The following is a 21,762-nucleotide window of genomic DNA, read 5'->3' on the forward strand; positions in this document are numbered from 1 at the left end:
GGGAGAGACGAATGGTGACTGTCGAAACGAATTCAAAAATGACCGAGCAGGACGTACGGTCTTTCTCGGCTTCAAATAATGAGCCGGACTGGTTCACGGAACTCCGTGTAAATGCGCTCGCAGCTGCAGAGGAGCTTCCGCTTCCAAAGCCGGATAAAACAAAGATTGCAAACTGGAATTTCACGGACTTTCCGGTCCACAATACAGAAAGCGAGCCTTTCGCTTCCTTGGAGGACCTTCCTGCAGAAGTGAAGGCACTCGTCGGCACGGAACAGAAAAACGTCTACATCCAGCGGAACAACACACCTGCCTTCACGAAACTGTCCGAAGAGCTTTCCGGAAAAGGGGTCATTCTGACAGATATCTTCACTGCAGTCCGGGAACACAGTGAACTCGTGGAGAAGTACTTTATGTCGGAAGGCGTCAAACGGGATGAACACAAGCTGACAGCACTGCATGCGGCACTTCTCAACGGCGGAGTATTCCTTTACGTGCCGAAGAATGTCGTGATCGAAGATCCGGTGCAGGTCGTTTTCCTGCATGATAATGAAGAAGCGTCGCTTTTCAACCATGTCCTTTTGGCGGCTGACAGAAACAGCCAGGTGACATATGTTGAAAATTATATTTCCACTGTTCCCCATGCGAAGGGGCTGGCAAACATCATAACGGAAGTCATTGCGGAAGATAACGCGAAAGTGACATACGGAGCGGTCGATGTCCTGGCTGAAGGCTTCACATCCTATGTAAACCGGCGAGGCCTTGCCAGACGGGATGCTTCCATTGAATGGGCGCTCGGTCTGATGAGTGACAGCGACACGATTTCAGAGAACACCACCCTGCTGGTCGGTGACAATTCCGTCGGCGATACGAAGTCGGTAGTGGTCGGCCGCGGAAACCAGAAACAGAATTTCACGACGCAAGTCATCCACTGGGGCAAGAACTCCGATGGACAGATTTTGAAACACGGGGTCATGAAAGATTCTTCATCATCGATTTTCAATGGAATCGGTAAGATCGAACATGGCGCTACGAAAGCCAATGCTGAACAGGAGTCGCGGGTCTTGATGCTGAGTGAACGCGCGCGCGGCGATGCCAATCCGATTCTGCTGATCGATGAAGATGATGTGACGGCCGGTCACGCAGCTTCTGTCGGACGGGTGGATCCGCTGCAGCTTTATTATTTGATGAGCCGCGGGATTTCAAGACAGGAAGCAGAACGCCTCGTCATCCATGGTTTCTTGGCGCCGGTCGTGAATGTCATGCCGATCGAAGGCGTCAAAAAGCAGCTGACGGAGGTCATCGAAAGGAAAGTCCGCTAATGATCAGTCAGGAACTGAAAAAATATTTCCCGATCCTGGACCAGGAAATCAACGGAAATCCGCTCGTGTATCTCGACAGTGCAGCGACTTCACAGAAACCTGTGCAAGTGATCGAAGCGCTGAAAGCATATTACGAACTCGATAACTCGAATGTCCACAGAGGCGTCCATACCCTCGGGAACCGGGCGACAGAGAGCTATGAAGGCGCACGGGAAAAAGTGCGGAAATTCATAAACGCCGCTTCGACTGAAGAAGTGATTTTCATGCGGGGGACGACCACAGCCATCAATACAGTCGCATCAGGATACGGACGCATGAATATTCAGGCAGGCGACGAGATCGTCATCACTTATATGGAACACCACTCCAATATCATCCCTTGGCAGCAGCTGGCTAAGGAACGGGGAGCGGTGCTGAAATATATCGACTTGGAAGATGACGGGACCATTTCTTTGGAAAACGTCCGCGCTGCCGTCACTGAGAATACGAAAATCGTTTCCATGATGTATGTATCGAATGTACTTGGAACGATGAACCCGATCCGTGAAGTGACAAAAATCGCTCACGACAATGGGGCGATCATGGTCGTGGACGGAGCGCAGGCCGCGCCTCACCTGAAAGTGGATGTCCAGGCGCTCGACTGTGACTTCTTCGCTTTTTCCGGTCATAAAATGTGCGGTCCGACAGGGATCGGCGTCCTGTATGGCAAAAAAGACCTTCTGGAAGCGATGGAACCGGTCGAGTTCGGCGGCGAAATGATCGACTTTGTCGGGCTGTATGATTCCACCTGGAAAGAGCTCCCTTGGAAGTTCGAAGGCGGTACGCCGATTATCGCAGGGGCGGTCGGCCTCGGTGCGGCCATTGATTTCCTGAATGAAATCGGGCTTGAGAACATCGAGCAGCACGAGCACGAGATGGCGGCTTACGCCATGGAACGGCTGAGTGAAATCGACGGCTTGACCATATACGGACCGGCTGACCCGTTGAAGCGGGCCGGAGTGGTGACATTCAATCTGTCGGAAGTCCATCCCCATGATGTGGCGACCGTTCTTGATATGAATGGAATCGCCGTCCGGGCGGGCCATCACTGTGCGCAGCCGCTCATGAAGTGGCTGGATGTCACAGCGACAGCACGCGCAAGCTTCTATCTCTACAACAGTCTGGAAGACGTGGACCGGCTGACAGAGGGCTTGCGGACAGCAAAGGAGTATTTCAGCGATGTCTTTTAATAACCTCGATCAGCTTTATCGGAGTGTGATCATGGATCATTATAAAACGCCGCGTAATAAAGGAAGCATTGAAGATGGCGGAATTACAGTCGAGATGAATAATCCGACGTGCGGAGACCGGATCCATCTCACGATGCAAGTGGAAGAAGGAAAAGTGAAAGATGCGAAATTCGATGGCGAAGGCTGTTCGATTTCCATGGCTTCGGCTTCCATGATGACACAGGCGGTCAAAGGGAAAGAAGTGGCTGAGGCGCTGAAACTGTCAGAAATCTTCTCGGACATGATGCTCGGAAAAGATTATGACGACTCCATCGATTTGGGGGATATCGAAGCCCTGTCAGGGGTTTCCCAATTCCCGGCACGCATCAAATGTGCGACATTAGCCTGGAAAGCGATGGAGAAAGGCGTACAGAACCCATAAAACGAATGGAGGAACGATCATGGCTAAAAAAATGCCGGAGATCGGCGATTACAAATACGGTTTCCACGATAAAGACGTTTCCATCTTCCGTTCAGAACGCGGACTGACAAAGGAAATTGTCGAGGAAATTTCACGGATGAAAAATGAGCCGGAATGGATGCTGAAATCGCGTCTCAAGGCGCTCGACCTGTTTTATTCCATGCCGATGCCTCAATGGGGCGGCGACTTGAACGGACTGAATTTCGATGAAATCACGTATTACGTGAAACCTTCCGAACAGACGCAGCGCTCATGGGATGAAGTGCCGGAGGAAATCAAGCAGACATTCGATAAGCTTGGCATCCCGGAAGCGGAGCAGAAGTATTTGGCTGGTGTATCCGCTCAGTACGAGTCGGAAGTTGTATATCACAACATGAAGGAAGACCTTGAGGAAATGGGCATCGTCTTCAAAGATACCGATACGGCGCTCCGTGAAAACGAAGACCTGTTCAAAGAATACTGGGGCACTGTCATTCCGGCTGCGGATAACAAATTCGCTGCGCTTAACACGGCGGTGTGGTCCGGCGGTTCATTTATCTATGTCCCGCCCGGTGTGAAAGTGGAAACGCCGCTTCAGGCTTATTTCCGCATCAACTCCGAGAACATGGGGCAGTTCGAGCGTACACTCATCATCGTTGATGAAGGTGCGAGCGTGCATTATGTAGAAGGCTGTACAGCTCCTGTCTACACCACCAACTCGCTCCACAGTGCGGTCGTTGAAATCATCATCAAGAAAGACGCTTACTGCCGCTATACCACTATCCAGAACTGGGCGAATAACGTTTACAATCTCGTGACAAAACGTGCGACGTGCGAAGCGAATGCGACAATGGAGTGGATCGACGGAAACATCGGGTCGAAACTGACCATGAAGTATCCGGCTGTGTTCTTGAAGGGCGAAGGCGCTCGCGGTATGACGCTGTCGATCGCAATCGCTGGTAAAGGCCAGCACCAGGATGCCGGCGCGAAAATGATCCACCTGGCGCCGAATACGTCGTCTACGATCGTCTCTAAATCGATTTCCAAGCAAGGCGGGAAGGTATCGTACCGGGGAATCGTCCATTTTGGCCGGAAAGCTGACGGCGCACGATCGAACATTGAGTGCGATACGCTGATCATGGATAATCAGTCGACATCCGATACGATTCCATACAACGAGATTTTGAATGACAATGTCTCTCTCGAGCACGAAGCGAAAGTTTCGAAAGTCTCTGAAGAGCAGCTGTTCTATCTCATGAGCCGCGGGATTTCCGAAGAAGAGGCGACGGAAATGATCGTCATGGGCTTCATTGAACCTTTCACAAAAGAACTGCCGATGGAGTATGCGGTCGAAATGAACCGCCTCATCAAGTTCGAGATGGAAGGATCCATCGGATAATCGCTTATACTAGGAACCCAAAAACCCGGCCGCGCGCCGGGTTTTTGTTCGTCCATACATGGGAAAACAGAACAAAGCGGCTCTAAGGCTGAGAGTGCCGCGGTATGCTATGATAGAACTGTCAAGAGCAGGAGGCTGAAAAATGATCTATACAGGACTGACCGGATGGGGCGATCATCCGGATGTATACAGCCCCGAATCCAAAAAAACGGATAAGCTGAAAGATTACAGCACCCATTTTCCGATTGTAGAACTCGATTCAACTTTTTATGCGGTGCAGCCGGAACGCAACATCCGGAAGTGGCTGGGTGAAACTCCGGAACAATTCCAATTCGTTGTTAAAGCTTACCAAGGAATGACCGGCCATCAGCGCGGGAAAATACCATTCGATTCCCGGGAAGACATGTTCCAGGCTTTCCGTCTTTCCATGGGACCGATGCAGGAAGCCGGTAAACTTGCCATGATCCTGCTCCAATATCCGCCCTGGTTCGACTGCAGGAGGGAAAATGTGGCGGAAATCCGGGATGCGGCAGAGAGATTGAGAGGATTTGATGTGGCGATCGAATTCCGCCACCAATCCTGGTATTCCCCCGAGTATCGTGAAAAGACACTTGGTTTTCTGCGGGAAAATGGACTGATCCACTCTGTCTGTGATGAACCGCAGGCGGGTGAAGGATCGATTCCGTTCGTTCCGGTCGCTACACGGGAAGATAAAGTTCTTGTCCGTCTCCATGGACGCAATACGGCCGGCTGGCGAAAAACGGGCGGAAGCAATGAGAAATGGCGTGAAGTCCGCTACCTATACGACTATTCAGAAGAAGAACTGAAAGAATTAAGTGGCGAAACCGATCACTTGGAAGAACAGGCAGAGCTGGTCTACTTGATTTTCAATAATAATTCAGGGGGGCACGCAGCAGCCAACGCGAAACTTTTTCAGAAGCTGAATGATATCAGTCATACCGGCCTAGCGCCGAAGCAGATCGATTTGTTCGAGGGAGAAGACTGATGGAATATGGCCTGCTTGCGCTGATCGGCCTGTTATCGGGTATTGTCGGCGCACTGATCGGGCTGGGGGGCGGTGTGATTCTCGTGCCGTCCCTTCTGGCTTTTTTTCCGGAACTGTCTCCCCAGCGTGTGGTCGGTCTGTCCGTCATTGCCATGATTTTCACCGGATTATCATCTGTGCTGTCGTATATAAAAGTGAAAACGGTTGATTACCGGAGCGGCTTCATTTTCTTTGCAGGAAGCGCCCCGGGTACGGTTTTGGGGGCTTTCGTCAACAAAAGCTTGGAGCTGCCGGCTTTCAACCTTTACTTTGGAATCCTGCTGGTCGTGCTGTCCGCGCTCCTGCTGCTCAGGGGGCGTCTGCAGCCGGTCGGATGGTTCGTCAGGCGCGGGCAGAAACGATCGTTTACCGATCCGCAGGGAAAGACGTATACATATGGATATCCGGTCTGGTTCGCTCTGCTGCTGACGTTCGGAATCGGATTTGCATCGGGTCTGTTCGGAATTGGGGGAGGTTCCATCCTGGTCCCCGCAATGATCCTTCTGTTCCTGTTTCCGCCGCATGTGGCGGTCGGGACGTCGATGCTGATGGTGTTCTTGTCAGCCATCGTCAATTCCATTACGCATATTTCACTCGGCAATGTGCCTTGGCTGTATGCGGCGGCCGCTGTGCCGGGCGCCTATGCAGGAGCAAAAATCGGCGCCTCCCTGAATAAGCGGCTAAATTCCGATGTGCTTGTGACCATACTCCGGATCGTGCTGCTCATTTTAGGAATCCGGTCCATTTTCGAAGGGATTTGGTGATTTTCTTGCGAGAGACTATACACATTTATCATACAAACGACCTGCATAGCCATTTCGAGCATTGGCCCAGTATTCATGCATTCCTCAAGGAACGCAAGCGCTGGCATGAAGAAGCGGGGGAAGCGTGCCTTGTGCTCGATGTCGGCGACCATATCGACCGTTCACATCCGTATACCGAAGCGACGGCAGGACGCGGAAATATAGAGCTTCTGAACGACACCGAATATGATGCTGTCACCATCGGCAACAACGAAGGCATCACTCTGACGAAAGAAGAGCTCGAAGACCTGTACACCCAGGCCGACTTCGAAGTGGTTGTCGGGAACTTGTTTGCAGAAGACGGAACCCGGCCGTCATGGGCGAAACCGTATCATATCATGACCACACCGAGCGGAACGCGCATCGGGCTGATCGGTGCGACAGCAGAATTCACACCATTTTACGAACGGCTCGGCTGGGAAGTGACGTACGGCAGAGAAACACTCATCGAGACCGCTGCGTCCATCAAGACGGAGACGGATCTCGTCATTTGCTTATCCCATCTCGGAATCCGGGAAGATGAACTGCTTGCCGAGGAAAGCCGGGATATCGACATTATCCTCGGCGCCCATACTCACCACATTTTTCATGAAGGAAAAGAGATTAACGGGATTTTGCTGGGAGCAGCCGGTAAATTCGGAAGTTACATCGGTCATATCACGATTGGAGGCTTGGAACAGAAAAGTAAAGCTGAACTGATCGAAACTTCCAGCCTCCCTGAACCGAATCCGGAGTTTAATCGGCAACTGATGAAACGGGGGAAGGAATTGCTGAGTGAGCCGGTTTTCCGGAATTCGCGCCCACTGAAAGCGGAATGGTTCGCCGATTCTGAACTTGCGGATGAATTTTCGGCAGCGCTCCTCTCTTTTTCCGGGGCGGAATGTGTGCTGTTCAATGCCGGCATCTTTTTAAAAGACCTGCCTGCCGGAAACGTGACCCGATTCGATTTCCACCAAATGCTTCCGCATCCCATCAACCCGTGCTTAATTGAACTTACAGGCGCAGAGCTCCGTGAGATTTTTCTCCAGTCCCTGAACAGCGAATGGCCGGAAATTCAGCTGAAAGGCCTCGGATTCAGAGGGAGTGTGATGGGGAAAATAATACACGGCGGCCTCAAAATGGAAAACCATGTGCTGAAAGTGAATGGGGAAGAGGCGGATAATGAGCGGATGTACCGTCTGATCACACTGGATATGTTCACGTTCGGCCATTTCTTCCCTTCTTTGAAGCGGGCTCAGAAGACCTATTTCATGCCAGAATTTCTGCGTGATGTGTTCGCCAGGTATTTTAAACAGCGCTATTAATGTCAGGGCTTGATTTATCAGCGGTGAGCTGGTAAGATTTTTATGAATTAAATACTGATGGGTAGAGGCTGCAAAATTTATCAGTACCGCGCGTGAGGATGACAACGTTGAACGTGCGGGAAAGGGGATTTTGCCGAAGCCGGTCGTCTGGAGTCACCAGAGACCGGGCTGGGGCCATCCTGAACAAGGATGGAACTGTCATGCAGGCACACCGCTTGTATGGAGAGCTACGGAAACCGGCTGCGGACAGCACGCCGGTATACTGAAGAGCCGACTGACTCCCATTTGGAATCAGCCGGCTCTTTTTGTTTCCATATTCGCCCATTTAATAACGTACAGGAGGTTTAATTCATGGAAAACACCTTATTCTCAATACTGCCGCCGGTGCTGGCCATCGCGATGGTCCTGCTGACCCGGCGGGTGCTGCTCTCGCTAGGGACAGGCATTCTGGCCGCAGCCCTCATTCTGGAATCTTTCTCTCCGGCAGCGTCCGCCAAGGCGCTCTGGAACTCTTTTGCGGTGACATTCTGGGATGGCGGATTCAATGCCTATAACGTCTTCATCATACTGTTCCTGCTGCTGCTCGGCATCATCACCGCTTTTGTCAGTCTGTCAGGAGGAAGCCGCGCTTTTGCTGACTGGGCATCCCGCCGAGTGAAGTCGAGACGCGGAGCAAAACTGCTGACGGTATTTCTCGGAATCCTGATCTTCATCGACGACTACTTCAATGCCTTGGCGGTCGGCCAGGTTTCCCGGCCGATCACCGACCGGTATAACGTTTCCCGGGCGAAGCTTGCTTATTATATCGATTCCACCGCTGCACCGGTCTGTGTCGTATCTCCCGTATCAAGCTGGGGAGCAGTCATCATCGGCATGGTCGGCACGATACTTGCCGGACAGACACTGCTCGGATATTCCGCTCTCGAAGCATTCCTCTGGATGGCGCCGATGAATTTCTACGTCATTGCTGCGCTCGCAATCGTTTTCTTCAGCGCGTTCACAGATGCGGATCTCGGGGAAATGAAAAAACATGAAGTGCGGGCAATCCACCAGGGGCAGCTGTATGATCCGGAGAAGCCGATTCCCGGCGAACTGAAAGAGGAATTCCCTGAACACGGCCACGGAAAAGTACGGGACCTTCTGCTTCCAATCATTCTCCTTGTTGCAGGAACTGTCACAGCCATGCTGTGGACCGGTTATCAAAATGCCGGTCAGACGCTGGATATTTGGGCGATGTTCGAGAATACGGACGTTCCGGCTTCTTTGCTTGCAGGAGGAATTGCAGGCGCCGTGACTGCGATCGGGCTGTATGCCGCTCAAATCGGCCGCAACAGCGAAGCGAGCTTCGGATGGATCGGTAAAGGAATCATTGCAGGGATCCGTTCAATGTGGACCGCTGTGGCGATCCTGATTCTTGCATGGGCATTGGTGTACTTGATCGGCGCCCTGCAGACGGGCGAATACCTTTCGGGTGTAGTGGCTGCCACCGATCTTCCGGCCGGGCTGCTGCCGGTCATCCTGTTCGTCCTGGCGGGAGGAATGGCATTTGCTACAGGGACGTCATGGGGGTCATTCGGAATTCTCTTGCCCGTTGCCGGAGAAATCATGATCGGCACGGCACCGGAACTCTTGCTGCCGGCCCTCTCGGCAGTTTTGGCGGGCGCCGTATTCGGGGACCACTGCTCCCCGATTTCCGATACGACGATCCTGTCTTCGACAGGGGCGGGCAGCAACCATATCGACCATGTCGTGACGCAGCTTCCGTACGCGTTGACTGCAGCCGCGGTAGCCGCAGCGGGATTCCTCGTCATCGGTCTGACGGGCTCTCTCACCGTATCGCTGATTGCGGTCATTCTCCTGCTGGCCGGACTGTTTTTCCTCTGGTCCCGCAGAACTGCAAGACTTTCGTTAAGCGAACAAACAAGTTAAAAAAATGCAAACCTCCGCAAGCGGTTATCACGTTTTGCGGAGGTTTTTTCTTATTCCTGTTATAGTTTGTGAAACTGCAAAAAAGGACCTTTACTTTATTTAGAAGCATCGTTATACTGACTTTAGATTAGTCAAATAATCTGAATTTAAACAAACTTCCTATTACTCTTTGGGGAGAGATAGGAACAAAGAAGGGGGAAAAAGTATGGCACGTTCACAATGGGGAACGAGAGCCGGTTTTATCCTGGCAGCTGTCGGTTCGGCTGTCGGGCTCGGAAACATCTGGCGTTTTCCGTATGTGGCCTATGAAAACGGTGGGGGCGCATTCTTTATACCGTATTTGTTCGCCTTGCTGACAGCAGGGATTCCCATCCTGATCATGGAGTTCACATTGGGGCACCGATTCAGGGGATCAGCTCCTCTCACGTTCTTCCGATTCGAAGGGAAAAAAGCGGAGTGGCTCGGCTGGTGGCAAATACTCGTATCATTTGTCATTTCTACATACTACGCTGTCATCATCGCCTGGTCGATGCGTTATACGCTTTTTTCATTCAATCTCGGATGGGGAGAGGATACGCAAGCGTTCCTTTTCGGGGATTTCCTGCAGCTCGCTGAAACCCCGGGAGAAGTCGGCGGAATCGTGTGGGGCGTATTCATTCCGCTCGTGCTTGTCTGGATCATCTCGCTCGGCATTCTGCTCGCCGGGGTCCAGAAAGGGATCGAACTGGCGAACCGGATTTTCATTCCGACACTCGTCGTCATTTTCCTGATCATCGTCATCCGGGCGGTTACATTGCCTGGAGCTGGCGCCGGACTCACAGCTTTCTTCGAGCCGAATTTCGAGGAAATTATGAATCCGACTGTATGGGTTGCGGCGTATGGGCATATCTTCTTCAGTCTGTCCATCGCATTCGCCATCATGATCACGTATTCAAGTTACCTGCCGAAGAAATCGGATATCACGAATAACGCGTTCATCACAGGGTTTGCGAACTCAAGCTTCGAACTCCTTGCCGGTATCGGCGTTTTCGCGGCACTCGGCTACATGGCTGTGCAGAGCGGTGTCGATGTTTCGGAAGTAGCGACTGCAGGAGTCGGACTGGCATTCGTCGTCTTCCCGCAGATCATCAATGAATTCCCGGGACTGAACGGTCTGTTCGGTGCTTTGTTCTTCCTGTCGCTGACACTTGCAGGGCTTACATCCCTCATTTCGATCACGGAGACTTATGTCGCCGGTTTTTCAGAGAAATTCGGGACTTCACGCAGAAAAGCTGTCGCCATCGCTGGCGGACTGGCAGCTGTCATTTCCATTTTGTTCTCGACAAACGGAGGCCTTTACTTCCTCGACGTCACAGACTATTTTATCAATCAGTTCGGTATCGCGCTAATCGGACTCATCGAGGTTGTCCTCGTAGCATGGGCCTTCCGGAAACTGTCGGATCTTCAGGGACACGCCAATCTCGTTTCGGATATCCGCCTTGGAAACTGGTGGAAGATTTGTCTGAGCGTCGTCACACCGATTGTTCTCGGTTACATGATGTTCGGTCTGTTCACCGAAAACCTGCTTCAGCAGTTCGATACGGAAACCGGAAACTACGAAGGCTATACCAACAGCTTCATTTTCTGGTCGGGCTGGCTGGTAGCCATCGGCGCACTCGTTCTTGGGATCATCTTCTCCCTTGGCAAATGGCACCGCGATCATGCGGAATTCACTGAAGAATAAAAGGAGGTTCCAGACATGACAGGCAGTGCTATTATCATGATGATCATCGGGATTCTCATTATTTGGGGCGGTCTCGCTGCGAGTATCATCAGCGCAGTTTCAAAATCAAAGCAGAGCTGATTCAAGCGCCTTCCTTCAGGGGAAGGCGTTTTTGCTTCCGGTTGTCCGGGACGCGGCTTTGTGATAAATTGACATCAGGCTGCCCGAATAAAAATGAGCGGACAGCAGACGGATGGTGAACCGAATGATCATTCTCGATGGCTGGCAGTATGAAATAGTCGAAGAGTACCGGGAAGGCTTCAATGAAGAAGTACTTCGGGACCGCTTCAGTGAAATACTGCTGAAGTATGATTATATTCTTGGTGATTGGGGTTATGGACAGCTTCGGCTGAAAGGCTTTTTCGAAGACAACAGCCCGAAATCGGCATATGATACAAAAATCAGTACATTGCAGGATTACTTGTATGAATACTGTAACTTTGGCTGTGCTTATTTTGTGCTTAAGAAGTCAGGGAAAGCAGAGCAGGAACCGGAAAATCAGAAGACCGCAGCGGAGAACTGAACCGCTGCGGTTTTTTGCCGGTCTGTGCAGCGAATGTGATATGATGGACACGGATAAAATCAATTTGCCATCAGAAGATTTGGAGGAAGAAGCCATGTATTTTGTCGACCGGAAAAAAATCGGATCGGTCCTCTCATATATGGAGGAACTGCTGGACCTGTATGGAAAAAAAGAGAAGTGGGAAGGACCGGTCGAGGAATTGGCACTGGAACGGCTTGCCCATAACGTGATTGAATGCATCATCGATATCGGCAATGCCATGATCGACGGGTTTATTATGCGCGATCCGGGAAGTTACGAAGATATATTGGATATTCTGCTTGATGAGCGGGTGATTACAGAAGAGATGCACGGTCCGCTCATCCGGGTCATTAAGATCCGGGCGCTTCTTGTCCGTGAATTTGCATCAGCTGATCATGAGGTGATCACCTGGACATTGTCAGACGCTTTTGAATCACTGAATCAGTTCAGCCCGGCCGTCCGGACTTATTTGACGGATGAGTTAGGACCTGTGTCGGCGTTTTCACCGGAGCAATCAGAATGAATGATTACCGGGCTTATTGCCTCGATCTGGACGGGACTGTGTACAGAGGGAATGAAGGCATTGAAGGGGCGAAGGAATTCGTCTCCATGCTGCAGGAAGCAGGCATCGAGCCTTTCTTCGTCACCAACAATGCCTCCCGGACTCAGCAGCAGCAATCGGAGAAAATCCGGAAATTCGGTATCAGAGCCGATGAAAACCGGATCATTTCCTCTGCTGTGGCGGCAGCTAAGTACATCCGCAGGAACTATCCGGGAAAAAGCGTATTCATGATCGGTTCTGACGGACTCCGGGAAGCGCTGGACAAAGAAGGGGTTCAGCGGACGGACGAAAATGCGGATATCGTTTTGATGGGAATGGATCCGGACGTCAATTTTGATAAATTGGCCACTGCCTGTCTGGAAGTCCGGAAAGGAGCCGTCTTTATCTCCACCAATCAAGATCTGGCTTACCCCTCCGAAAGAGGGATGCTGCCCGGAAACGGGGCCTTCACGAAGCTTGTAGCCGTTTCTACAGGCGTTCAGCCACTGTTTATCGGAAAACCCGAGAAGCACATGCTTGAAACGATCATGGAAGAATGGGGAATCAAAAATGAAGAGCTGGTCATGATCGGGGATAATTACGAGACGGATATTCTGGCCGGCATCCGGGTAGGTGCGGATACGGTCCATGTAAACACGGGTGTGACTCCGGCATCGGAAGCGGCAAAGATGTCTCCGCCGCCGACTTACCTTCTTGAGAACTTGCTGGAGTGGCCAAAAATAAAAAGCCGCTGAAGCAGCGGCTTAAAAAAGAGGGTTTTCCTCTATGAATTCATAGACTTTCCGGACCAGTTCTTCCGGAGAATCAGCATCGACAATTTCTCCGTTCACGAGCGCATAGAGAGAGGTGGCACACTGCGTACAGTAGCTCTGGCACCCATATTCGATGACGTCGAGATCGGGGTCTTTTTCAAGTTGTTCAAATGCCTGCTGAGAGCCGTTTGCCAGGTTGCTCATGCAAAACTCAACAATCGGATTCACGCAAATCACCTCGTTCCATCGACATGCTACCTCTTTTCCATGCGAACGTCAACTGATTGATCCGGGCGCATATTGTGAAAGCTATCACAATCAGATATACTCAAGAGTGGGAACACTATTCCATGTTTCGACCAAGCACTGAATTAAGAGGAGAATTTTATGAGAAAATTAGTACTGCTGGGCGGCGGATACGGCAACATGCGGATTCTGCTGCGCCTGTTGCCGAACAGCCTTCCTTCAGATGTTGAAATCACGTTAGTGGATCGGACACCATTCCACAGCATGAAAACAGAATTTTATGCGCTTGCAGCCGGCACTGCATCGGACCACGAAATCCGTGTCCCTTTTCCTGAACACGACCGGCTGAACATCGTGAATGGCGAAGTGACGGAAATCCGGCCGGAAGATAAGCAAGTCCTGCTGGATGGCGGCCGGATCGTGGACTTTGACGATCTGGTGATCGGATTGGGATGTGAAGACAAGTACCACGGCGTGCCTGGAGCGGCGGAGTACACGCATAGCATCCAGACGATCGGCAATTCCAGGAAAACGTATCAGACACTGCTGGGTCTTCCGTCAGGCGCTACTGTGGGGGTCGTCGGAGCCGGTCTGAGCGGGATCGAACTTGCCAGCGAACTGAGAGAGAGCCGGCCGGACCTGGCAATTAAGCTGTTTGACCGGAGTCCGCGGATTCTGCGGGATTTTCCGGAACGGATGAGCGATTTTGTGCAGAAGTGGTTCGAAAACAACCACGTCGACGTGGTGGCGAATTCGAATATTACAAAAGTCGAGCCCGAATTGCTGTATAACCATGAGGAGACGATTCCGGTGGACGCGGTCGTCTGGACCGCGGGCATCCAGCCGGTAAGCGCCGTCCGATCGATGGATACCGAATCGGATAAAGGCGGCCGTCTTGTCGTGAACCAATACCATCAGCTCCCGCAGTACAGTTCCGTCTATGTTGTCGGTGACTGTGCCGCACTCCCGTTCGCCCCTTCAGCACAGCTCGCGGAAGAGCAGGCGGAGCAGATCGTCAAGGTATTGAAAATGGTTTGGGAAGGCGAACCGCTTCCGGAGAACATGCCGGAAATCAAGCTGAAAGGTTTCCTCGGTTCTCTCGGTAAAAAGCAGGGGTTCGCTTATCTTGCAGACCGGACAGTCACCGGACGGGTGGCCCGGCTGCTCAAGTCAGGCGTCCTGTGGATGTACAAATGGCATAATGGCTGACAGGTGCATGTCCGCTTGAAGGAAGGTCACGCCGGCTGGAACCCATGTTTCTCAAGTTCCTGACACACCGGCTTTAAGCGGACATATCCTTCCCCTGCCACTTCGTTTTCGATAAGCACAAGCGGGTAGAAAAATTCATCGTCCAGTATTTGGCGGATGATTTCCTGTTTCCGCTCCTCCTGCTGCGGTTTCTCAATATCGATATACTCAATTGAAAATGGCTGATTCGGATACTTGCGTGCAATTGCCGCCTGCAGCCATTCATACGTATCGATTGAAGAAGGTGCATTCACACAGCTGGCGCACACTGTTTCGGCTCCGTAAACTTCGATTGATATTTCTTTTGTCATTTTTTGCAGCTCCTTCGGATAATAGAATGGATTTTTTCACTTAATCACATTATAATGATTATAATGAAAGGAGTCGATAAGAATGACCGAAGCAATGATGGAAGACCACGTACAGGAAGTATTAGATAAATTGCGTCCATTCCTTTTGCGGGATGGCGGCGACTGCGAACTTGTGGATGTAGAGGATGGCATTGTTCGCCTTCGCCTCCTGGGAGCCTGCGGCAGCTGCCCGAGCTCGACGATCACGCTGAAAGCCGGCATTGAACGTGCACTCCTGGAGGAAGTACCGGGTGTCGTGGAAGTGGAACAAGTATTTTAATGGAAGAAGCTGTCCCGGATGGTCATGGCAAATGACGTTCCAGGACAGCTTTTTTTATGAATAAAGGATGGACACAACAGAAGCGGCGTGGAATCAGGAAAATGGAAAGATCCGGGAGCAGGTTCTTGAAAAAGTGCCCGCTGACTTGTTATGATACATTTCAAGAGGAGTGATAAACGTGACACAAATCGTTGAAATTACAGAAGCGGCTTCTTATCGGATCAAGGAAATGATTGAAAATAACGGAGAAGAAGGTTCCTTTCTCCGGGTCGCTGTCAAAGGCGGCGGATGCAGCGGACTGACGTACGGCATGGGGTTCGAAAAAGAACAAGGGCAGGATGATGACCTTTATCAGCAGCATGATCTTCAGATCCTGATTGCGAAGGACGATGCGGGCATCCTCAATGGTACTGTCATTGATTACAAACAGTCTCTTATGGGCGGCGGGTTCACCATCGATAACCCGAATGCAATCGCTTCCTGTGGCTGCGGAACGAGTTTCCGTACAGCAACGAAAAAGGGGACACCTGAAAATTGTTGATTCCAAACCGGCTCCGGCCGGTTTTTTGTTTTATTCCGACGATTCGCCCCGGCCAACAATTTATTGAAATCACCTGTCAAAAGGGCTAATATAGAAGGTGGGAAAATCGTCAAAATAACAAAAGACGACAAATCGGGAACGTACTGTTCCGGAATTTAAAATCAACTTAAAGGTGGTTGCGCTTGTGCTAAAAAGACCGTCAATCTTAGTGCTTGGAGCTGGCTACGGCGGATTGAAGACCGTTGTTGAGCTTCAAAAGGAATTCGGGACTGATGAAGCGGACATTACGCTCATCAATAATAATGAATACCATTACGAGACAACATGGCTCCACGAAGCGGCAGCAGGAACGCTTCTTCCGGAAGAGGTGCGCTACGATATTAAAAACATCATCGATAGCGTGAAAGTGAAATTCGTTAAAGCGACTGTTGAAGGAATTGACGTGGACAGCAAGCGCGTAGCGACCGATGCGGGCGACTTCAGCTATGATTACCTCGTCGTCGCCCTTGGATTCGAAGGAGAGACATTCGGCATCCCAGGACTGGATAAATACGCGCTTTCCATTGCCAATGTCAGAGCGGCTACGTACATCCGTGAACACATCGATTACCAATTCGCTGTCTGGTCAGCGGAAGAAGTGAAGGACGACAGCCGGCTGACGATCGTAGTCGGCGGCGCCGGATTTACGGGCATCGAGTTTCTTGGAGAATTGGCAAACCGGATTCCAGAGCTGTGCAAAGAATTCGATATTCCGAGAGAAAAAGTCCGGATTCTTTGTGTGGAAGCAGCGCCGATGGTACTTCCAGGATTTGATGAAGAACTCGTGAAATACGCAGTCGGCCAGCTGAAAGAGCGGGGAATCGAATTCTCGATCGGCACACCGGTCGTCGAGGCCACTCCTGAAGGTGTCATGATCAAGAAGGGCGACGATGAGACCGAATTCATCAAGGCAGGGACTGTGGTGTGGGCTGCCGGAATCCGCGGCAACCGCTTGATTGAAGAAACTCCGATTGAAAGCAACCGCGCCCGGGTGAAAGTCGACAAAGATCTCCGTGCTCCCGGATACCCGGATGTATTCATCGTCGGAGACTGTGCTTTGATGATCAACGAAGAAATCAACCGCCCATATCCACCGACAGCGCAAATAGCTCTCCAGCAGGCAGAGCAATGTGCAAAGAACATCGCCGCGCTTTCCCGCGGCCAGGAAACGCATGAATTCCACCCGTCCCTGAAGGGCACTGTCTGCTCTCTCGGCGAACACGATGCTATCGGTGTCGCTTTCGACCGGAAAGTGACTGGAAAAAAAGCGGCTTTCCTGAAGAAAATGATTGATAACCGCGCCCTTTACATGATCGGCGGGGCAGGACTGGTCATGAGAAAAGGAAAACTGAACGTTTTTTAATCATAAATGCGGGCTCCCGGACAGGGAGCCTTTTTGCGTACTAGGGAGGTGGATCAAGTGGCGGAAAATAAGCGAGGGAACGTCTGGCTGGGCGTTGCCGGTCTTGCGGTAGACGAAAACGGAAGATGGCTGGTCGTAAAAAAACGCTACAGCGGCCTTAAGGGAAAATGGTCATTGCCGGCAGGCTTTGTTAAGCACAATGAGACGGTGGACAGTGCCGTTCTCCGGGAAGTCAGAGAGGAGACGGGATTGGAATGTGCGGTCACGGGTATGATCGGTTTCCGGTCCGGCGTAATCCGCGGGGAAATCAGTGATAACATGGCGGTCTTTTCACTCCGTCCAATCCGTGCGGCACAGACGCTGCGGGCGCAGGCCAAAGAAATAGCAGAAGCGAAATGGCTGACGCCCCGTGAAATCGTCGAAGATCCGGATGCGTCCGTAATGCTGACGGAAATGGCCGGTTATGAGCTTGGCAGCGGGTACCCGATCATCGAAGGAAAAGATCCGGGAGAAGTATTTGGTTATTCGGCTTATAAACTATTTTTCAAAACAATCTGAAAAACAAAGGATTAGAGAGAATAATGAAGAAAACCTGCTATGTATTCGTTTTCATAGCAGGTTTTTTCGGTTGCAGGTGGAGAATGTCGCGTGATATATTATCAGAAAATTATAAACAAAAAGAGGAGAGATTTAGATGAATTTCAAAAAGAAGGTATCAGCCAACGATTGTCCATATTGTTCAGGAAAAGGATATTTCCAGCTTCGGCTCGGGGGGTCGGAAACCTGCACATGCTGCTCGGGATCAGGAAAAAAATAAATGTCAGAGAAACCGGTCCTGAAGTCAGGACCGGTTTTCCTTATTCATGGCAAAGCTGTGAACTGCCATCCGGTTCATTGAAAGGTTTCCGTTAATCGGTTAAACTGATGAAGGAAATGACGGAGGTTGAATGGGATGGAAGGATCTTTTTCACTTGTGCAGCTCATTATTTCGATGCTGCTGTTTTTTGTAATGTTCTTTGGAATCGGCTTTTTGCTGAATATGCTGCTGCGGGTGACGTGGTTTATGGCAATCGTTTATCCGGTGGTGGTGCTGCTGATTATTGATGAAGTGGGCTTCTTTGATTATATCACTGATTCTGGCAGGTCGTTCAGTTTGCTCGGTGATCGGGCAGCCTCACTTGCGCCCGCCGATATCGCGATCCTGACGGCCGGTTTTGCCGGTGCGGTCACTGCCGGCATTGTCATGAGAATTTTAAGGAAAATGGGCTATCGCATGTTTTGATGGCGCTCCGGAATCCTTGCGGGAATTTCCTGCAAGGATTTTTTCAGTTCACTAAATAAAAAGTGACGGATATAAGGATGCCGGTCAGTGCACCCATAAAAACTTCGCTGGGAAGATGCCCTAAAAGGGTTTTCAATTCAATGATCTTTTCTTCTTCTTTCTTCTGTGACCAGTTTCTGCTTTCTTTCAGGAACAGCTGGACATCGGCCCGCAGCTGGTTGATAATGATTGCCTGTTGCCCCGCCTGAAAACGCACACCCGTGGCATCGAACATGACGATGACGGCAAACACAGCGGCTACAGCGAACAATGTCGAACCTGTCCCGTGTTCGAAAGCGACAGCGGTAGTAAGCGCCGTAACAGCAGCTGAGTGGGAACTCGGCATACCGCCCGTAGAAGTGAACAGCGACCAGTTCAGTTCACGTGTCACCATCCAATAAATGGGGATTTTAATGAACTGGGCGAAAAAGATGGCGAAAAAGGCAAGCCACAGAGGGGAATTCGACAAAAGCTCCATTATCAGTAAACAACCTCTCAATCTGTTGAATTAGCGAATTACCGCCAGTATATCACAGATAGGTAACGGACAATAATGAATACAGCAGAAACTTCGCGGCACGAACTTTAAGGAAAGCCGGCGGAATGATAAACTTAAAAGGAATCTGTTGAACAGGAGGAAAGATAATTTGAAGATACACGGAGTAACTGAATTGGAAACATTGAAGGCGGATATCCTGATTTCAGGCGTCGACAAGAATTCGCTGAATTCAACGGGAAGGAAAGAACTGGACCGCCGTTTTGACGGCCGTCTTGCAGGATGGCTGGGCAAGGCGATCAAGACAGAACAAAAAGAACTCACTCAGTTGCCTGCGCTGTCCGGCGGTATCCCTTCAGTTTTATTCATCGGTCTTGGTGACCGCGCAGATCTGGAGGAAGACACGCTCCGTGAAGCATTCGGTCTGGCTGGGAAGAAGCTGCGAAAAGAAGGTGCAGCAACGGTGGCGGTCGATATCGATTCGTTCACAGCGGCTGGCATCTCTGCGGAAGATGCCGCTTATTTGACAGCAGAAGGCCTTGTACTGGGAAGTTACGAATACCCCGGGATGAAAACCGATCAGCGCGAATCCGCCCCATTTTTGGATGAACTGCTTCTTTTTACAGCTGAAGATTCGGAAGATGCAACCGCGGCTGCTGAAATCGGGAGAGCATTCGGCTATTCAGTGAATGAAGCCCGGACGCTCGTGAACATGCCGGCCAATGTGCTGACAGCAGTGCGGATGGCGGAATACGCGGAAGAACTTGCCCAAGAATATGGCTTCGAAACTGAAATCCTCGGAAAAGCTCAAATGGAAGAGCTCGGGATGGGCGCTATTCTTGCAGTGAATCAAGGGTCCTCGGAAGAACCGCGGCTGATTGTCCTAAAGTACAAAGCGACCGAAGACTTCAGCGATCCACTTGCGCTTGTCGGTAAAGGCGTCACGTTCGATACCGGCGGCTATTCGCTGAAGCCGAAAGATGGGATCGTGGGAATGAAAGGCGATATGGGCGGTGCCGCAGCAGTGCTGGGGGCGATGCGCATCATCGGCGAGCTGAGGCCGAACAAAAACGTAATGGCGGTCATCGGCGCGACAGATAATATGGTATCGGGCAATGCGTTTAAGCCGGATGACGTCATCACTTCCCTGAGCGGCAAAACGATCGAAGTGCTGAATACGGACGCTGAAGGGCGGCTTGTGCTTGCAGACGCTGTTACGTATGCCAAACGGCTGGGAGCAACCCGGCTGATTGATGTCGCCACGCTGACCGGCGGAGTCATCGTCGCATTGGGGATGGATAAAACCGGTGTACTGACGAACGATGAAGAATTTTTTGAAACCTTCCTGAATGCATCGAAGGAATCAGGGGAATTTGTCTGGCGGCTGCCGCTCACGGAAAATGATAAAAAGCGGCTGAGGAAAAGTGATGTGGCTGATTTAAACAATTCACCGGGCAGAGACGGCCATATGATTTTCGGCGGCGGTTTCGTCGGGGAGTTTGTCGGGGAGACACCGTGGATCCACTTGGATATTGCAGGCACTTCAAATGCGCCGGCTGCCTATGATTTCGGTCCGAAAGGCGGAACCGGTGTGATGGTGCGCACGCTGGCGATGCTCGTCGAGCAGCTGGAGAGCAAATAACAGTTAAAAAGAAGCAGGCGGAATCCCGAAAGGATTGCCGCCTGCTTTCTACATGTTCCGTTTCTTTTCAGCAATCACTTGCTTCAAATCATCATGCGCCGTTTCTTTAGCCGGCTGTACACCGGATACATAAGCCGCCCGTCCGATCAGGTGGCCGGACAGCGGCGACGTGATGAACAGGAAGACAATCGCCAGGATAAGTCGTGAATTGAAATGGCCTTCCGCCAGCCAGAAATAAATGAAGACACCTGCCAGCACCCCGAGAACTCCCAATGTGGCACTTTTAGAAGAAGCATGGGACCTCGTATAAATATCGGGCAGCCGCACGAGGCCGAGAGCTGTGACCAAACTGAAAATGACGCCGAGGGAAATGAACAGAATGGTTAAGATGTTAACGATCACTTCGCCGGTCAAAAACCTCACCTCTTTCCAGGAACTTCGCGAACGCAGCTGTCCCGATAAATGCCAGAATACTCATCAAAAGAATGATTTCCAGAAAAAACTCAGTTTCGAAAATCAGAGACAGCAAAGCGACAATCGAAATGAGCGATATACCGATCGCATCCAGCGCGACGACCCGATCAGGGACTGTCGGGCCCTTGATCAGCCGGATCAGCAAGCCGACGACGGACAGGCTGACAAGGATAAGGGATATCCAGAAAAATATGATCATGAACGGCTCACCTCCAGAATCGCCTGCTCGAAAGTGTCTTTAATACTTTTGACGGCTTCTTCGATATCGGCCGCATCAATGGCATGGATGTAGAGTTTCTTCTGATCGTCGGATACAGCGAGCACGAGCGTTCCCGGAGTCAGTGTGATGAGGGAAGACAGCAGCGTCACTTCCCAGTCCCGCCTCAGGACGGTTTCATACTCGAAAATGGCGGGCTGCATATCGAGCCTTGGTTTAAGAATCAGCAGGAACACCGACACACTGGATAAAAACAGCTCTTTGAGAAACAGGAACACCAGGGATATGACCGCCCATATGCGGAGTACGTACAGCCGCTGGGGGAAAAACCTGCGCATACCGAGCAAAAGCAGCAGCCCCAGGAAGTAACCGACGATGAATGTGGACGGTGTAAAAGACACCGTCAAGAACATCCAGACGAGCGCCAGAAAAAAATTTAACAGAATTTGAGCGGACAT

27 protein-coding genes and 1 riboswitch are annotated in these 21,762 nt (G+C 51.1%); of the genes, 21 read left to right on the forward strand and 6 right to left on the reverse strand.

Translation table 11 applies throughout. The features are described 5' to 3' along the window. Positions 1-14: 14 nt before the first annotated feature. From sufD to CCE92_RS05530, 13 genes are all read left to right on the forward strand, one after another. Positions 15-1,319: a Fe-S cluster assembly protein SufD gene (gene sufD, locus CCE92_RS05470; RefSeq protein ID WP_088006568.1), complete on the forward strand. Its 1,305-nt coding sequence runs from the start codon at positions 15-17 to the stop codon at positions 1,317-1,319. Further along, a complete protein-coding gene (locus tag CCE92_RS05475; protein ID WP_088006518.1) occupies positions 1,319-2,548 on the forward strand; it encodes a cysteine desulfurase in 1,230 nt (409 codons plus the stop codon). The genes sufD and CCE92_RS05475 overlap by 1 nt, the downstream gene beginning before the upstream one ends. Continuing rightward, positions 2,538-2,969, forward strand: coding sequence for a Fe-S cluster assembly sulfur transfer protein SufU (gene sufU / locus CCE92_RS05480; protein WP_088006519.1), 432 nt, complete (start codon positions 2,538-2,540; stop codon positions 2,967-2,969). Before CCE92_RS05475 ends, sufU begins: the two co-directional genes overlap by 11 nt. Positions 2,970-2,988: 19 nt before the next feature. Continuing rightward, positions 2,989-4,386 (forward strand): Fe-S cluster assembly protein SufB, encoded by a 1,398-nt coding sequence (gene sufB / locus CCE92_RS05485; protein WP_088006520.1) that lies wholly within the window; start codon positions 2,989-2,991, stop codon positions 4,384-4,386. A 142-nt stretch (positions 4,387-4,528) separates the two neighbouring features. After that, a complete protein-coding gene (locus tag CCE92_RS05490) occupies positions 4,529-5,392 on the forward strand; it encodes a DUF72 domain-containing protein (protein WP_088006521.1) in 864 nt (287 codons plus the stop codon). After that, positions 5,392-6,195, forward strand: coding sequence for a sulfite exporter TauE/SafE family protein (locus tag CCE92_RS05495; RefSeq protein ID WP_088006522.1), 804 nt, complete (start codon positions 5,392-5,394; stop codon positions 6,193-6,195). The genes CCE92_RS05490 and CCE92_RS05495 overlap by 1 nt, the downstream gene beginning before the upstream one ends. Then, entirely contained in the window at positions 6,192-7,538 is a 1,347-nt protein-coding gene (locus CCE92_RS05500; protein ID WP_338152461.1) for a bifunctional metallophosphatase/5'-nucleotidase, read from the forward strand. Before CCE92_RS05495 ends, CCE92_RS05500 begins: the two co-directional genes overlap by 4 nt. 54 nt (positions 7,539-7,592) lie before the next feature. Further along, positions 7,593-7,776: riboswitch (Lysine riboswitch) on the forward strand. Positions 7,777-7,889: 113 nt separating this feature from the next. Next, positions 7,890-9,467 (forward strand): Na+/H+ antiporter NhaC family protein, encoded by a 1,578-nt coding sequence (locus CCE92_RS05505; protein WP_088006523.1) that lies wholly within the window; start codon positions 7,890-7,892, stop codon positions 9,465-9,467. Positions 9,468-9,672: 205 nt separating this feature from the next. Next, the gene (locus CCE92_RS05510) at positions 9,673-11,190 is read left to right on the forward strand and encodes a sodium-dependent transporter (RefSeq protein WP_088006524.1); all 1,518 of its coding nucleotides are present in this window, start codon (positions 9,673-9,675) and stop codon (positions 11,188-11,190) included. Positions 11,191-11,205: 15 nt separating this feature from the next. Next, positions 11,206-11,310: a methionine/alanine import family NSS transporter small subunit gene (locus CCE92_RS05515; RefSeq protein ID WP_088006525.1), complete on the forward strand. Its 105-nt coding sequence runs from the start codon at positions 11,206-11,208 to the stop codon at positions 11,308-11,310. Between the two features lie 124 nt (positions 11,311-11,434). Beyond that, on the forward strand, positions 11,435-11,752 hold the full coding sequence (locus tag CCE92_RS05520; RefSeq protein WP_088006526.1) for a YutD family protein: 318 nt from the start codon (positions 11,435-11,437) through the stop codon (positions 11,750-11,752). 43 nt (positions 11,753-11,795) lie between these two features. Further along, positions 11,796-12,296, forward strand: coding sequence for a DUF86 domain-containing protein (locus CCE92_RS05525; protein WP_338152462.1), 501 nt, complete (start codon positions 11,796-11,798; stop codon positions 12,294-12,296). Further along, positions 12,293-13,069 carry a TIGR01457 family HAD-type hydrolase gene (locus CCE92_RS05530; RefSeq protein WP_088006527.1) on the forward strand — a complete coding sequence of 259 codons (777 nt, stop codon included), beginning with the start codon at positions 12,293-12,295 and terminating at the stop codon, positions 13,067-13,069. The genes CCE92_RS05525 and CCE92_RS05530 overlap by 4 nt, the downstream gene beginning before the upstream one ends. A 9-nt stretch (positions 13,070-13,078) precedes the next feature. Here the strand turns inward: CCE92_RS05530 and CCE92_RS05535 are convergent, their stop codons facing one another. Further along, positions 13,079-13,315 (reverse strand): YuzB family protein, encoded by a 237-nt coding sequence (locus CCE92_RS05535; protein WP_088006528.1) that lies wholly within the window; start codon positions 13,313-13,315, stop codon positions 13,079-13,081. Between the two features lie 159 nt (positions 13,316-13,474). Here CCE92_RS05535 and CCE92_RS05540 point away from each other — a divergent pair, with 159 nt between their 5' ends. Beyond that, a complete protein-coding gene (locus tag CCE92_RS05540; protein WP_088006529.1) occupies positions 13,475-14,542 on the forward strand; it encodes an NAD(P)/FAD-dependent oxidoreductase in 1,068 nt (355 codons plus the stop codon). Positions 14,543-14,568: 26 nt separating this feature from the next. Here the strand turns inward: CCE92_RS05540 and CCE92_RS05545 are convergent, their stop codons facing one another. Then, positions 14,569-14,892 carry a YuzD family protein gene (locus CCE92_RS05545; protein ID WP_088006530.1) on the reverse strand — a complete coding sequence of 108 codons (324 nt, stop codon included), beginning with the start codon at positions 14,890-14,892 and terminating at the stop codon, positions 14,569-14,571. Positions 14,893-14,974: 82 nt separating this feature from the next. Here CCE92_RS05545 and CCE92_RS05550 point away from each other — a divergent pair, with 82 nt between their 5' ends. From CCE92_RS05550 to CCE92_RS05570, 6 genes are all read left to right on the forward strand, one after another. Beyond that, complete coding sequence (locus tag CCE92_RS05550; RefSeq protein WP_088006531.1) at positions 14,975-15,211, forward strand: NifU family protein; 237 nt, start codon at positions 14,975-14,977, stop codon at positions 15,209-15,211. A 178-nt stretch (positions 15,212-15,389) separates the two neighbouring features. Continuing rightward, positions 15,390-15,752 carry a HesB/IscA family protein gene (locus tag CCE92_RS05555; protein ID WP_088006532.1) on the forward strand — a complete coding sequence of 121 codons (363 nt, stop codon included), beginning with the start codon at positions 15,390-15,392 and terminating at the stop codon, positions 15,750-15,752. A gap of 184 nt (positions 15,753-15,936) precedes the next feature. After that, positions 15,937-17,154, forward strand: a complete 1,218-nt coding sequence (locus CCE92_RS05560) for an NAD(P)/FAD-dependent oxidoreductase (RefSeq protein ID WP_088006533.1) — start codon at positions 15,937-15,939, stop codon at positions 17,152-17,154. Between the two features lie 57 nt (positions 17,155-17,211). After that, positions 17,212-17,712 (forward strand): NUDIX domain-containing protein, encoded by a 501-nt coding sequence (locus CCE92_RS05565; RefSeq protein ID WP_241535886.1) that lies wholly within the window; start codon positions 17,212-17,214, stop codon positions 17,710-17,712. 136 nt (positions 17,713-17,848) lie between these two features. Beyond that, positions 17,849-17,971, forward strand: a complete 123-nt coding sequence (locus CCE92_RS15935) for a YuiA family protein (protein ID WP_162287816.1) — start codon at positions 17,849-17,851, stop codon at positions 17,969-17,971. A gap of 135 nt (positions 17,972-18,106) precedes the next feature. Next, on the forward strand, positions 18,107-18,436 hold the full coding sequence (locus CCE92_RS05570) for a YuiB family protein (RefSeq protein ID WP_088006535.1): 330 nt from the start codon (positions 18,107-18,109) through the stop codon (positions 18,434-18,436). Between the two features lie 43 nt (positions 18,437-18,479). Here the strand turns inward: CCE92_RS05570 and CCE92_RS05575 are convergent, their stop codons facing one another. Then, positions 18,480-18,953, reverse strand: a complete 474-nt coding sequence (locus CCE92_RS05575; protein ID WP_088006536.1) for a divergent PAP2 family protein — start codon at positions 18,951-18,953, stop codon at positions 18,480-18,482. 169 nt (positions 18,954-19,122) lie between these two features. Between CCE92_RS05575 and CCE92_RS05580 the strand changes: the two genes are divergently transcribed. Continuing rightward, a complete protein-coding gene (locus tag CCE92_RS05580; RefSeq protein WP_088006537.1) occupies positions 19,123-20,613 on the forward strand; it encodes a leucyl aminopeptidase in 1,491 nt (496 codons plus the stop codon). Between the two features lie 48 nt (positions 20,614-20,661). Here CCE92_RS05580 and mnhG read toward each other — a convergent pair whose 3' ends face one another. The 3 genes from mnhG to CCE92_RS05595 are packed head-to-tail and all read right to left on the reverse strand — an operon-like array spanning position 20,662 to position 21,762. Continuing rightward, complete coding sequence (gene mnhG, locus CCE92_RS05585) at positions 20,662-21,027, reverse strand: monovalent cation/H(+) antiporter subunit G (RefSeq protein ID WP_175578068.1); 366 nt, start codon at positions 21,025-21,027, stop codon at positions 20,662-20,664. Then, complete coding sequence (locus CCE92_RS05590) at positions 21,005-21,286, reverse strand: Na(+)/H(+) antiporter subunit F1 (protein ID WP_088006538.1); 282 nt, start codon at positions 21,284-21,286, stop codon at positions 21,005-21,007. The genes mnhG and CCE92_RS05590 overlap by 23 nt, the downstream gene beginning before the upstream one ends. Further along, positions 21,283-21,762 carry a Na+/H+ antiporter subunit E gene (locus CCE92_RS05595; protein ID WP_088006539.1) on the reverse strand — a complete coding sequence of 160 codons (480 nt, stop codon included), beginning with the start codon at positions 21,760-21,762 and terminating at the stop codon, positions 21,283-21,285. Before CCE92_RS05595 ends, CCE92_RS05590 begins: the two co-directional genes overlap by 4 nt.

The organism is Indiicoccus explosivorum, from assembly GCF_002167005.1.
GTDB classification, from domain to species: Bacteria; Bacillota; Bacilli; order Bacillales_A; family Planococcaceae; genus Indiicoccus; species Indiicoccus explosivorum.